The following is a 12,492-nucleotide window of genomic DNA, read 5'->3' as shown; positions in this document are numbered from 1 at the left end:
ATGTGAACGTCCACTACCAGGCGATGCACATGAGTGACGGCATCGTCAACGCCCCGGTGTCGGTCCTGTTCGCGGCCATGGCGCTGACCGCCCTGGGCCTGTGCGCGTGGCGTGCGCGCGAGGAACTCGACGAGCGGACCGTGCCGCTGGCCGGACTGGTCGCCGCGTTCATCTTCGCCGTGCAGATGGTGAACTTCCCGATCCTGCCCGGGGTCAGCGGTCATCTGCTCGGCGGTGCGCTCGCGGCCATCCTGGTCGGGCCGTTCACCGGTGCGCTGTGCGTCGCGATCGTGCTCGTGGTGCAGTCGCTGCTGTTCGCCGACGGCGGGGTCACCGCACTGGGCACCAACATCACCAACATGGCGCTGATCGGCGTGGCCGCCGGATACGGCACCGCCCTGCTGAGCTATCGGATGGTGCGCCGTATCCGCGGTGACGTGTCGGTGCCCGCGGTCGGCGTCGTCGCCTTCTGCTCGGCGGTGGTGGGCACCGTCTGCGCCGCGATGGGCTTCGTGCTGGAGTACTCCCTCGGCGGGGCGGGCTCCTCCTCGCTGGGCACGGTGGCCGCCTACATGTTCGGCACCCACGTGCTGATCGGCATCGGTGAGGGCATCATCACCGCGCTCACCGTGGTGGCTGTCGTGCGGGCGCGACCGGACCTGGTGTACCTGCTGCGGACCAACCGCATCGCGGCCGAGGTGCCGGCATGACGGCCCGGTGGCGGTTCTGGGCCGGCTTCGCGGTGGCGACGCTGCTGATCGCCGGCGGGTTGTCCTACCTCGCCAGCTCGAGCCCCGACGGCTTGGACTCGGCCACCCTGCAGGGCTGCCAGGTGATCGAGACCCCGCAGGGCGAACAGCTGCAGGGCGACTGCATCGCCCAGCACGCCGATTCCCATGCGCTGGCGCACTCCCCGCTGGCCGACTACACCGTGGGCGGGCGCGACGGCACCAACGGTGTGGCCGGCATCGCCGGAGTGGCCGTGACCGTCCTGGTCGCGTTCGGCGCGTTCTGGTTGATCGCGCGCTCCCGCGGCAGGTCGGCGTCGGCACCCGTCTCCGACGACTGACGCGGGCCTGACGACATGGGAGCGGGTCACGCGCACCCCCTGTACCGCGACGGCGACTCACCGGCGCACCGGCTGCCGGCGGAGGTCAAGATCGTGGTGCTGGTGACGTTCGTGCTGGCCGTCGTCGCCACGCCCCGGGAACTGTTCTGGCCCTTCGGGATCTACGCCCTCATCATCGTGGCGATCTGGTCGGTGGCGCGCATCCCGGTGCGCTGGATCCTGCCGCGGATGCTGATCGAAGCCCCTTTCGTGGTGCTGGCGGTGCTGCTGCCGTTCGCCGAGGGAGGGGAGCAGGTCAGCGTTGCGGGACTGTCGCTGTCGGTGCCCGGCCTCTACGCGGCCTGGGGCATCGTGATCAAGGGCACGCTCGGAGTGGCCGCGTCGCTGACCGTGGCCGCCACCACGACCGCGCGCGAGCTGCCCGTGGCGCTGAGCCGGTTGCGGGTGCCCGCGGTGATCGTCTCGATGCTGACGCTGATGATCCGCTACGTCGACGTGCTGGCCGCCGAGATCCGGCGGATGCGGCTGGCCCGGATCTCCCGCGGCGACTCACCCCGCATGCTGCACCAGATCGGTGCCACCGCCACCGGCGTCGGGGCGCTGTTCCTGCGGTCCTACGAGCGGGGTGAGCGGGTGTATCTCGCCATGCTGTCGCGGGGTTTCGACGGGCGGGTGCCGCCGCTCGCGCTGGGCGCGGGCTGCGCGGCCGCGGCGTCGCCGCGACAGTGGGCGCTGGCCCTGCTGCCCGCGTCGGCGGCGGTGACGGTCGCACTGTCGGCATGGGTGATCCGGTGAGCACGCCGGCGGTCCGGGTCGAGGACCTGCATTACACCTATCCCGACGGGCACGTCGCGCTCGCCGGTGTCGACCTCGACGTCGCGCCCGGCGAGCGGGTCGCGCTGCTCGGTCCCAACGGTGCGGGCAAGACGACGCTGATGCTCCACCTCAACGGTGTGCTGACCGCATCGCGCGGCAGCGTCGAGATCGGTGGGACAGCGTTGGGGCGCAACACCCTTCGCGAGATCCGGCGCCGCGTGGGACTGGTGTTCCAGGATCCCGACGACCAGTTGTTCATGCCGACCCTGGCTCAGGACGTCGCGTTCGGTCCGGCCAACTTCGGGGTGCGCGGGGCCGAGTTGGAGGCCCGGGTGGCGCACGCCCTGGAGGTGGTGTCGATGAGTGGGCTGGCCGACCGCAGCCCTGCCCACATGTCGGGCGGACAGCGGCGCCGCGCGGCACTGGCCACCGTACTGGCGTGCGAGCCCGAGGTTCTCGTCCTCGACGAGCCGTCGGCCAACCTCGATCCGGTGGCCCGCCGCGAGCTCGCCGAGACGCTGGCCGGGCTCGACGCCACGATGCTGATCGTCACCCACGACCTGCCGTACGCCGCGCAGCTGTGCTCGCGGGCCATCGTGATGGACGGTGGCGTCATCGTTGCCGACGGCGCGATCGGCGAGGTGCTCTCCGACGCGGATCTGCTCGCACAGCACCGCCTCGAACTGCCGTGGGGTTTCGTCGTCCCCACTCGTTGAACATCGAAAAATGTTCTGCCGCGCGCCTTTCCGGCGAATAGCGGGACCGGCCGCTGCGGCTGGGCGATGTGCTGCATCGACGGCCACTGCGACCGGCCCTCTGCCATCAGCGTAGCAGACGCATGATCACCTGAACAGGTAGACAGATGTTGTCGGGCGGGGCGCAGTGCCTCTTCGAGGGCGGCCAGGGCGGCTCCCCGCACAGGGCCAGCAGCGCGTTCTCGACCACTTCGGGCAGCGCCGGGTGGATCCAGTACTGGCCCCGGGCCATCTCCTGGGCCGGCAGGTCGAAGGCCATGGCCTGGATCAGCGGCTGGATGATCGACGACGCCTGGTGGCCCATGATGTGCGCCCCGAGAAGCAGGCCGGTCTCGTCGTCGACGATCAGCTTGGCGAAGCCTGTGGAGTCCTCCATCGCCCAGCCGTAGGCGACGTCGCCGTAGTCCTGGACCTTCGACTTGATGCGGTATCCCGCTGCGCGGGCCTCGTTCTCGGTCAGCCCGACACAGGCGATCTGGGGCTCGGTGAACACCGCCGATGGCACGTTGCGGTGGTTGGCCGGCATCAGGTTGTCGGTGTCATCCCAGTCCTGGAGCAGGTTGTGCTTGACCACCCGGGCCTCGTGGTTGGCGACGTGCTTGAGCTGGTACGGCGAGCTGACGTCCCCGAGGGCGAAGATGTTGCGCGCGGTGGTGCGCTGGTACTCGTCGACGGTGACCATCCCGTCGGTGACCTCGACACCGGCATGGTGTGCGTTGAGGAGATCGCCGTTGGGCACCCGGCCGGTGGCGACGAGCAGGGTGTCGGCGCGCACGGTGGCGCCGTCATCGAGGGTGAGGGTGACACCCGAGTCGTCGGACGACCCGCGCACGATGTTGCGCCGACTGCGGATCTCCCACTTCTTGCCCGCGATGTCGGTGAACCGCTCGCACACCGTGTCGTCGCAGTGGGTCAGCATCGTGGTGCCGCGCAGCACGATCGTCACCCGCGAGCCCAGTGACGAGAACACGTGCGCGAACTCGGCGGCCACGAATCCGCCGCCCACGATCACGATGTGCTCGGGCAGGTCCGAGATGCGCATGATCGTGTCGCTGGTGTGATAGGCCACGCCGCAGTCGGCGATCGCCGGGGGCACTGTGGCCCGGGCGCCCGCGGCGATCACCACCTGCTCGGCGGTGAACTCCTCGCCGTCGTCGGTGCGCAGCCGGTAGCCGTCCGTGCCCTGGGACTCGGCGAAGCGGGTGTGGCTGGCGAAGACCTGAACATTCGGCGAGGACCGCCGGTACTGCTCGCCCCCGCTGGCCAACGGATCGATGCGCCCGAACACCCGCGAGACGATGTCGGGCCAGCGCACCGCGTCGATGTGCGCGTCGATGCCATACCGTGGCGCGTCCCGGACCTGGTCGGCCACCCCGGCGGAGTAGACGAACATCTTGGTGGGGATGCAGCCGACGTTGAGGCAGGTGCCCCCGAACATCCCCTGCTCGCAGATGGCCACCCGTTTGTCGACGTAGCGATCGTCGATGATGCTGTTGCCCGACCCGGTGCCGATGATCGCGATGTCGAAATCAGCCATGCCGAGAGTCTCCGTCCGTGAGGTACCAGTCCAGCCAGCGGTCGAACTCCCGGTAGGCCGTCGCGCGGGAGTCCGGCACCGAGAGGAACACGTCGTGCTTCGCGTCGGCGATCGGCACCACCGACGTGCGGTTGCCGATGCAGCCCGCCCACCGCGCGATCTGCGCGACATCGAGTACGGCGTCGCCGCGCTGGATCCGTTCCGGATCGGCGACCTCGCGCACGCTGCGATCGGACCGCAGAATCAGGTTGGGCACCCCGACGTCCAGACCGCGGTGCAACCGCGCCTGGGCCCGCCGGATCGCGTGGATCCAGCCGAGGGTGACGGGGAACCCGCCGACGGGCTTCCACGTCAGGTCGTAGTCGAACTCGCCCGCGTAGTCGCGGTGCAGCGTCGTGCCGTAACCGCCATCGCCCGGTCGGCGCACCACGGTGTGCTTGCGCCACCGGCCCAGCGCCCGCAGCGCCGCCGTCGTCGGCGCGGAGCGCAGGATCGCCGGCCCCTGCAGATCCAGCCACGGGCTGTTGAGAATCAGCCCCTGCACCCCTGAGCGCTCGGTGGCGCCGCGGGCGCGCAGCCGGTCCAGCCACAGCGACACCACCAGCCCGCCCGCCGAATGCCCGCACACCAGCACCCGGCCCCCCGACTCGGCGGCGATCACGTCGAGCGCCCTCTCGAGTTCGACGTCGTAGCGGGTCAGGTCGGTGGTGAAGTGCGGGGTCTGCCCCTCGCGGTGCGAACGACCGCATTTGTGCAGGTCGATCGCGTAGAACGCAAAACCACGGGCGGCCAGGTGATCGGCGAACTCGGTGTTGAAGAAGTAGTCGGTGAAGCCGTGCACCATCAGCACCGCGTGCTGCGCCGTGGGGTCCGCCGGTCCGCGGCGCACCAGCGTCGCCTCGAGGTCACCCTCCCCGTCCGGGTCGGGGCCGAGCGCGAAGGTGACTTGCCAGTACCCGGACAGAACGTCGGGCTGCCATCCGGACACGACAGCCACCTTAGTGGGCGGAGGTGGTCGGACGGTTGCGGGCGAGCGCGGCGGGATAACCTGAACACCGGTAAGCCGTGAGCAACGGGATGTGACCACGAAGGGCCGATCGAGTTGGTGTCTGAAGCGGAGAAGACCGACGTCCTGCTGGTGGGCGCGGGCATCATGAGCGCCACGCTGTCGGCGTTGCTGCGGCTGGTGGAGCCGAACTGGTCGATGACGTTGGTCGAGCGCCTCGACGGCGCGGCCGCCGAGAGCAGCGATCCGTGGAACAACGCCGGCACCGGACACTCGGCGCTGTGTGAGCTCAACTACACCCCGGCGCGGCCCGACGGCACGATCGACATCGCCAAGGCGGTCAACGTCAACGAGCAGTTCCAGGTGTCGCGCCAGTTCTGGACCTACGCCGTCGAGAACGGCGTGCTGCCCGACGTCCGCAGCTTCCTCAACCCGATCCCGCACGTGAGCTTCGTGCAGGGCGAGGACAACGTGGACTACCTGCGCCGCCGGTACGAAGCGTTGGTCACCAACCCGCTGTTCGCGACGATGGAGTTCATCGACGACCGCGACGAGTTCGTGCGGCGGCTGCCCCTGATGGCCGAGAAGCGTGACTTCTCCCAGCCGGTGGGGCTGAACTGGACCCAGGACGGCACCGACGTCGACTTCGGGTCGCTGTCGCGCCAGCTGATCGGGTTCGGCGCCAAGCAGGGCATGGCCACGCTGTTCGGCCACGACGTCACCGATCTCGATCAGGGCTCGGACGGCAGGTGGACGGTCAAGGTCGTCAACCGCCGCACCGGGCAGAAGCGAAAGTTCAACGCGGGCTTCGTGTTCGTCGGCGCCGGCGGCGGCGCGCTGCCACTGCTGCAGAAGGCTGGCATCAAGGAGGCCAAGGGCTTCGGCGGATTCCCGGTCGGCGGTCAGTGGCTGCGCAGCGGCAATCCCGGGCTCACCGCGCGTCATCAGGCCAAGGTCTACGGGCTGCCCCCGCTGGGAGCGCCGCCGATGTCGGTGCCGCACCTGGACACCCGCGTGATCAACGGCCGCTCGTGGCTGCTGTTCGGTCCGTTCGCCGGCTGGTCGCCCAAGTTCCTCAAGCAGGGCAAGGTCACCGATCTGCCGCTGTCGGTGAAGCCGAACAACCTGGTGTCGATGCTCGGCGTCGGGCTCACCGAGATGGGGCTGCTGCGCTACCTGATCGGCCAGCTGCTGCTCAGCGAATCGGCGCGGGTCGACGCGCTGCGCGAATTCGCGCCCAGTGCAAAGAATTCCGACTGGGAGCTCGATATCGCCGGGCAGCGGGTGCAGGTGATCCGCAAGGCCAAGGGCAAGGGCGGGGTGCTGGAGTTCGGCACCACCGTGCTCTCGGCCGCCGACGGCAGCATCGCCGGTCTGCTCGGCGCGTCGCCGGGGGCCTCCACCGCTGTGCCCGCGATGCTCGAGGTGATGTCGCGGTGCTTCACCGACCGCTACCAGAGCTGGCTGCCGACGATCAAGACGATGATCCCGTCGTTGGGCACCGAGCTGTCCCACGAGCCGGAGCTGTTCTCCGAGATCTGGGCGCACGGCACCGAGGTGCTCAAGCTCGACAAGCCCGCGGGTGCGCTTCCCGACACCGTGGCGGGCGAATCCACCGCGGGCACTGAGCATTCCCCGACCGCGGCGACCGTTTGACGGTGGTCAGCCGATGACAGTGGCGCTGCGCCGCAGTTGGGCCAAGGATCTCGACGCCGCAACGCTCTACGAGCTGCTCAAGCTGCGCGTCGAGGTGTTCGTCGTCGAGCAGGCCACCCCGTATCCGGAACTCGACGGCCGGGATCTGCTCGCCGAGACCCGGCATTTCTGGCTGGAAAGCCCTGAGGGACAGGTGATTTCGACGCTGCGCCTGATGGAGGAGCACCCGGCCGGGCAGAAGGCGTTCCGGATCGGGCGGGTGTGCACCAAGCGCACCGATCGCGGCCACGGCCACACCGCACGGCTGCTGACCGCGGCGCTGGCCGAGGTGGGCGACTACCCCTGCCACATCAACGCGCAGACCTATCTGCAGGAGATGTACGGCAGGCACGGCTTCGTGCGCGACGGCGACGAGTTCCTCGACGACGGCATCCCGCACATCCCGATGGTGAAGCCGTGACGGCAGACGCGCTGTATCCGTTCAGCGCGCTGGTCGGGCACGACCGCCTCAAGCTCGCCCTCGTGCTGTGCGCGGTGCGCCCCGACATCGGCGGCGTGCTGATCCGCGGCGAGAAGGGCACCGCCAAATCGACCGCGGTGCGTGGGCTGGCCGCGGTGCTCATGCAGTCGTTCCGGGTGGCCGGCGGCGACGGCGGGCACCTGGTCGAGCTGCCGATCGGCGCCACCGAGGACAGGGTCGTCGGGTCACTGGACCTGCAGAAGGTGCTGCGGGACGGCGAGCACGCGTTCTCGCCCGGCCTGCTGGCGCGGGCCCACCGCGGTGTGCTCTACGTCGACGAGGTCAACCTGCTGCACGACCATCTCGTCGACGTGCTGCTCGACGCCGCCGCGATGGGCCGGGTGCACATCGAACGCGACGGCGTCTCGCACAGCCACGACGCGCGGTTCGTGCTCATCGGGACGATGAATCCCGAAGAGGGGGAACTGCGTCCGCAACTACTCGACCGGTTCGGGCTCACCGTCGACGTGGCGGCCTCCCGCGACGTCGACGTGCGCGCGGAGGTGATCCGTCAGCGCCTCGACTACGAAGCCGACCCGGCGGCTTATGCCGCCCGGTACGCCGACGCCGACGCCGAGCTGGCCCGCCACATCGCCGACGCCCGCGCCCGGGTCGCGGCGGTGATCCTGCCCGACGGCGAACTGCGCCGCATCGCGGCACTGTGCGCGGCGTTCGACGTCGACGGGATGCGCGCCGACCTGGTGGTCGCGCGCACCGCCGTCGCGCACGCGGCATGGCGCGGCGTCGACACTGTGGCCGAGGAGGACATCCGGGTGGCAGCCGAGCTCGCGCTGCCACACCGGCGCCGCCGCGATCCGTTCGACGACCCCGGGCTGGACTCCGAACGGCTCGACGACGCGATGACCCAGGCGGGGGAGGCGGCTGACGCCGATCCCGAGCCCGATCCGGAGCCCGATCCGCCCCCCGGCGGCGGGTCTGCGCCCGGCGACGCCGCCACTGACGCTGCGCCGCAACCGCATTCGGCCCCGCCGACGCGTCCCAGTGCGGCTCCGTCAGCGGCGTTCCGGACCAAGGCGCTCGTCGTCCCCGGCGTCGGCGAGGGGGCGCCCGGCCGGCGCTCCCGCGCCCGCAACCGCACCGGCACGGTCGTCGCCGCCACCACCGATCCGCAGACCGGCCACGGCATGCACGTCTTCGGCACGCTGCTCGCCGCCGCGGGGAGCCACGACGGTGCCGGCCCGCTGCGGCCGGGACCCGACGACGTTCGCCGCGCGGTGCGGGAGGGCCGCGAGGGGAACCTGGTGATCTTCGTCGTCGACGCGTCGGGCTCGATGGCCGCGCGCGACCGGATGTCCGCGGTCAGCGGCGCCACCCTGTCCCTGCTGCGGGACGCCTATCAGCGGCGCGACAAGGTCGCGGTCATCACCTTCCGCGGCCAGGACGCCCGGGTGCTGCTGCCGCCGACGTCGTCGGTGTACGTGGCCAGCACGCGGCTGGCGCGTTTCGACACCGGCGGCCGGACACCGCTGGCGCAGGGACTGCTCGCCGCGCGCGACATGGTGGTGCGCGAACGGGCCCGTGACCGCGCCCGCCGCAGCCTGGTGGTCGTCCTCACCGACGGCCGCGCCACCGGCGGGCCCGACCCCTTGGGCCGCACTCGCACCGCCGCCGCCCGGCTGGTGGCCGAGGGCGCCGCGGCCGTGGTGGTGGACTGCGAAACCTCCTACATCCGTTTGGAATTGGCGGGCGACCTGGCGCGCCGGCTGAACGCGCCGTCGGTGCGGCTGGACCAGCTGCGCGCCGACGCGCTCACCGCCGTGGTGAAGCGCCAGGCCGATCGCGGCGCGGCCTGAGGGAGGTGACGCGATGCCCCAGGGTCAACCGCTGACCGTGCCGCGCGACGGGCTCACCACCCGGGCGCGGCGCAACGCCCCGTTGCTCGCGGTGCACACCGGCGCGGGCAAGGGGAAGTCCACCGCGGCGTTCGGCATGGCGCTGCGGGCGTGGAACCAGGGCTTCGACATCGCGGTGTTCCAGTTCGTCAAGAGCGCGAAGTGGAAGGTCGGGGAGGAGACCGCGCTGCGCGAGCTGGGCCGCGCGCACACCGAGCGTGGCGTCGGCGGACCCGTCGAGTGGCACAAGATGGGCTCGGGCTGGTCGTGGTCGCGCAAGGCGGGTACCGAGGAGGATCACGCCGCCGCGGCCGCGGAGGGGTGGGCCGAGATCGCGCGCCGCCTCGCCGACGAGCGCCACGACTTCTATGTGCTCGACGAGTTCACGTACCCGCTGAAGTGGGGCTGGGTCGACGTGGCCGAGGTGGTCGACGTGCTCGCTTCGCGGCCCGGCACCCAGCACGTGGTGATCACCGGACGCGACGCCCCGGCCGCGCTGCTCGACGCCGCCGATCTGGTGACCGAGATGACGAAGGTCAAGCACCCGATGGATGTAGGGCGCAAGGGCCAGCGAGGGATCGAGTGGTGACCCGCCCCCTCCCCGTTCTCCGCGAGCGTGCGTGTCTGCAGCCGACACGCCGTCAGATTCGCGAAGTTTCCGCACGCTCGCGGGAAGGGGTGAGCGCGTGGTAGCTCCGGCCGTGGTGATCGCCGCGCCGACGTCCGGCAGCGGGAAGACCACGGTCGCCACCGGGCTGATGGGCGCGCTGCGGCGCGCGGACCATCGTGTCGCGCCCTTCAAGGTGGGCCCCGACTTCATCGACCCCGGCTACCACGGGCTCGCCGCGGGCCGGCCCGGCCGCAACCTCGACCCCGTCCTCGTCGGCGACGAGCTCATCGGCCCGCTGTACCGGCACGGCAGCGCCGACGCCGACATCGCCGTCGTCGAGGGCGTGATGGGCCTGTTCGACGGGCGCATCAGCGACTCGCCGGCCACCGGCGTCGCGCGCGGGTCGACCGCACACGTCGCGTCGCTGCTGGGCGCCCCGGTGGTGCTCGTCGTCGACGCGCGCGGGCAGAGCCACAGCGTGGCCGCGCTGCTACACGGGTTCGCGACCTTCGACCGAGCCGTGCACCTCGTCGGGGTGATCCTCAACCGCGTCGGCTCGCCGCGGCACGAAGCGGTTCTGCGCCAGGCGTGCGAGCAGGCCGGTGTCACCGTGTTCGGTGCGATTCCCCGCGCCGGGGAACTCGCCGTGCCGTCGCGGCACCTCGGGCTGGTGACCGCGGTGGAGCACGGCCGCCACGCGACCGCCGCCGTCGAGGCCATGACGGCGCTGGTGGCCCGGCATGTCGATCTCGACGCCGTGGTCGCGGCCGCAGGCTGCCGCGTCACCACCGACCCGTGGACGCCCGAGCTGTCCGAGCCCGCGGACGCCCCGGTGACCGTCGCGCTGGCCGCGGGCCGGGCCTTCACGTTCGGCTACACCGAGCATGCCGAATTGCTGCGTGCGGCAGGCGCGGACGTCGTCCCGTTCGACCCGCTGTGCGACCCGCTGCCGGCGGGGACCTCGGCCCTGGTGCTGCCGGGCGGGTTCCCCGAGGAGTTCGGGCCGGAGCTGTCGGGCAACCGCGCGGTGCGTGAGCAGATCGCGGCGCTCGCCGCCGTAGGCGGCCCCCTGCACGCCGAGTGCGCCGGCCTGACCTATCTGGCCGACGACCTCGACGGGCATCCCATGTGCGGGGTGATCCCCGGGTCCGCCTCGTTCACCGAATCGCTGACCCTGGGCTACCGGGACGCGGTCGCGGTCGTCGACTCGTCGCTGCACCAGGTGGGGGACCGGATCACAGGGCACGAATTCCACCGCACCACAATGCATTACGCAGACGGCCGGGAGCCCGCGTGGCGGTACCGGGGACGGGGCGGTCACATCGTCGACGACGGCGCCGTCCGCGCGGGTGTGCATGCCGGGTATCTGCACACCCATCCGGCGTCGCACCCGCAGGCCATCGCCCGCTTCGTCCGTGCGGCGGCACGCTCTAAGCTCGCCGGGTGACCGACAACGCCTATCTGGTGGGCCTGCGCCTGGCCGGCAAGAAGGTCGTCGTGGTGGGTGGCGGCACGGTCGCCCAGCGGCGGCTGCCGCTGCTGGTCGCCTCCGGGGCCGACGTGCACGTCATCACCATCGACGCCACGCCCGCGGTGGAGGCGATCGAGGGAATCACGTTGACCATGAGGCCTTTTCGTGACGGTGATCTCGAAGGTGCCTGGTATGTGATCGCCGCCACCGACGACCCCGCGGTCAACGCGGCCATCGTCGAGGAGGCGGAGAGCCGTCGCGTCTTCTGTGTGCGCGCCGACGTGGCCATCGAGGGCACCGCCGTCACCCCGGCCACGTTCGATTACGAGGGCCTGTCGGTGGGGGTGCTCGCCGGCGGCGAGCACCGGCGGTCGGCGGCCATCCGGTCGGCTATCCACGAAGCCCTGCAGCAGGGACTCATCGCGGCCGACGCGCCGGGCGTGGTGGAGGGCGGGGTGGCGCTCGTCGGTGGCGGCCCCGGTGACCCGGAGCTCATCACCGTCCGGGGCAGGCGGCTGCTCGCGCACGCCGACGTGGTGGTGGCCGACCGGCTGGCGCCCCAGGATCTGCTCGCCGAGCTGTCGCCGGAGGTCGAGGTCATCGACGCGGCCAAGATCCCCTACGGCCGCGCGATGGCCCAGGACGCCATCAACGCGGTCCTGATCGACCGCGCCAAGGAAGGCAAGTTCGTCGTCCGGCTCAAGGGCGGCGACCCGTTCGTGTTCGCGCGCGGCTACGAAGAGGTGATCGCGTGCGCCGACGCGGGGATTCCGGTCACCGTGGTGCCGGGTGTGACCAGTGCCATAGCGGTGCCCGCACTCGCGGGCGTTCCGGTCACCCACCGGGCGATGACGCACGAATTCGTGGTGGTCAGCGGGCATGTCGCGCCGGATCACCCCGAATCGTTAGTGAATTGGGATGCGTTGGCCGCGATGAACGGCACGATCGTGTTGCTGATGGCGGTGGAACGGATCGAACTCTTCGCGAGAATTCTCCTCGAAGGCGGCCGACCTGCGGATACGCCGGTGCTGGTGGTGCAACACGGCACGACGTCCGCGCAGCGGACTTTGCGGGCCACCCTCGCCGAAGCACCGGAACGGATCCGTTCGGAGGGCATTCGACCCCCTGCGATCATCGTGATCGGGGCCGTGGCGGCCTTCGCCGGTTAAAAGGAAATTAAGAGTACTGTAAGGTAACTC

12 protein-coding genes are annotated in these 12,492 nt (G+C 71.0%); 10 read left to right on the top strand and 2 right to left on the bottom strand.

Annotated elements, in window-relative coordinates:
- Window positions 1–2: 2 nt before the first annotated feature.
- From MCHLDSM_RS10535 to MCHLDSM_RS10520, 4 genes are read left to right on the top strand one after another with little or no spacing between them, the layout of a single operon-like run.
- A complete protein-coding gene (locus MCHLDSM_RS10535) occupies window positions 3–710 on the top strand; it encodes an energy-coupling factor ABC transporter permease (RefSeq protein ID WP_048469997.1) in 708 nt (235 codons plus the stop codon).
- The gene (locus MCHLDSM_RS10530; RefSeq protein WP_048469996.1) at window positions 707–1,069 is read left to right on the top strand and encodes a PDGLE domain-containing protein; all 363 of its coding nucleotides are present in this window, start codon (window positions 707–709) and stop codon (window positions 1,067–1,069) included. Before MCHLDSM_RS10535 ends, MCHLDSM_RS10530 begins: the two co-directional genes overlap by 4 nt.
- A 15-nt stretch (window positions 1,070–1,084) precedes the next feature.
- Window positions 1,085–1,864: a cobalt ECF transporter T component CbiQ gene (cbiQ, locus tag MCHLDSM_RS10525; protein WP_048417211.1), complete on the top strand. Its 780-nt coding sequence runs from the start codon at window positions 1,085–1,087 to the stop codon at window positions 1,862–1,864.
- Window positions 1,849–2,601, top strand: a complete 753-nt coding sequence (locus MCHLDSM_RS10520) for an energy-coupling factor ABC transporter ATP-binding protein (protein WP_048469995.1) — start codon at window positions 1,849–1,851, stop codon at window positions 2,599–2,601. Before cbiQ ends, MCHLDSM_RS10520 begins: the two co-directional genes overlap by 16 nt.
- Before the next feature lie 106 nt (window positions 2,602–2,707).
- Here MCHLDSM_RS10520 and mtr read toward each other — a convergent pair whose 3' ends face one another.
- Both mtr and MCHLDSM_RS10510 read right to left on the bottom strand, forming a co-directional pair.
- Complete coding sequence (mtr, locus tag MCHLDSM_RS10515) at window positions 2,708–4,177, bottom strand: mycothione reductase (RefSeq protein WP_048469994.1); 1,470 nt, start codon at window positions 4,175–4,177, stop codon at window positions 2,708–2,710.
- Window positions 4,170–5,165, bottom strand: a complete 996-nt coding sequence (locus MCHLDSM_RS10510) for an alpha/beta hydrolase (protein ID WP_048469993.1) — start codon at window positions 5,163–5,165, stop codon at window positions 4,170–4,172. Before MCHLDSM_RS10510 ends, mtr begins: the two co-directional genes overlap by 8 nt.
- Window positions 5,166–5,282: 117 nt before the next feature.
- Between MCHLDSM_RS10510 and mqo the strand changes: the two genes are divergently transcribed.
- The 6 genes from mqo (at window position 5,283) to cobA (ending at window position 12,462) form a co-directional block, all read left to right on the top strand.
- Window positions 5,283–6,839: a malate dehydrogenase (quinone) gene (mqo, locus tag MCHLDSM_RS10505; protein ID WP_048469992.1), complete on the top strand. Its 1,557-nt coding sequence runs from the start codon at window positions 5,283–5,285 to the stop codon at window positions 6,837–6,839.
- A gap of 13 nt (window positions 6,840–6,852) precedes the next feature.
- Entirely contained in the window at window positions 6,853–7,299 is a 447-nt protein-coding gene (locus MCHLDSM_RS10500; protein WP_048469991.1) for a GNAT family N-acetyltransferase, read from the top strand.
- A complete protein-coding gene (locus tag MCHLDSM_RS10495; protein WP_048469990.1) occupies window positions 7,296–9,173 on the top strand; it encodes a VWA domain-containing protein in 1,878 nt (625 codons plus the stop codon). Before MCHLDSM_RS10500 ends, MCHLDSM_RS10495 begins: the two co-directional genes overlap by 4 nt.
- Window positions 9,174–9,186: 13 nt before the next feature.
- Complete coding sequence (gene cobO / locus MCHLDSM_RS10490; RefSeq protein ID WP_048469989.1) at window positions 9,187–9,801, top strand: cob(I)yrinic acid a,c-diamide adenosyltransferase; 615 nt, start codon at window positions 9,187–9,189, stop codon at window positions 9,799–9,801.
- Window positions 9,802–9,898: 97 nt separating this feature from the next.
- Window positions 9,899–11,269, top strand: a complete 1,371-nt coding sequence (locus tag MCHLDSM_RS10485; protein WP_048469988.1) for a cobyrinic acid a,c-diamide synthase CobB — start codon at window positions 9,899–9,901, stop codon at window positions 11,267–11,269.
- Window positions 11,266–12,462 (top strand): uroporphyrinogen-III C-methyltransferase, encoded by a 1,197-nt coding sequence (gene cobA, locus MCHLDSM_RS10480; protein ID WP_048469987.1) that lies wholly within the window; start codon window positions 11,266–11,268, stop codon window positions 12,460–12,462. Before MCHLDSM_RS10485 ends, cobA begins: the two co-directional genes overlap by 4 nt.
- Window positions 12,463–12,492: the final 30 nt, after the last annotated feature.

Origin of the sequence: Mycolicibacterium chlorophenolicum, from assembly GCF_001044235.1 — a bacterium.
Classification (GTDB): Bacteria; Actinomycetota; Actinomycetes; order Mycobacteriales; family Mycobacteriaceae; genus Mycobacterium; species Mycobacterium chlorophenolicum.
This window is presented reverse-complemented; position numbering and strand designations above follow the sequence as displayed.

Excerpts from the sequence above, each read along its gene's own strand:
- MCHLDSM_RS10530 (WP_048469996.1), top strand. The coding sequence starts at position 707 with ATGACGGCCCGGTGGCGGTTCTGGGCCGGCTTCGCGGTGGCGACGCTG.
- cbiQ (WP_048417211.1), top strand. The coding sequence starts at position 1,085 with ATGGGAGCGGGTCACGCGCACCCCCTGTACCGCGACGGCGACTCACCG.
- MCHLDSM_RS10520 (WP_048469995.1), top strand. The coding sequence starts at position 1,849 with ATGGGTGATCCGGTGAGCACGCCGGCGGTCCGGGTCGAGGACCTGCAT.
- mtr (WP_048469994.1), bottom strand. The coding sequence starts at position 4,177 with ATGGCTGATTTCGACATCGCGATCATCGGCACCGGGTCGGGCAACAGC.
- MCHLDSM_RS10500 (WP_048469991.1), top strand. The coding sequence starts at position 6,853 with ATGACAGTGGCGCTGCGCCGCAGTTGGGCCAAGGATCTCGACGCCGCA.
- cobO (WP_048469989.1), top strand. The coding sequence starts at position 9,187 with ATGCCCCAGGGTCAACCGCTGACCGTGCCGCGCGACGGGCTCACCACC.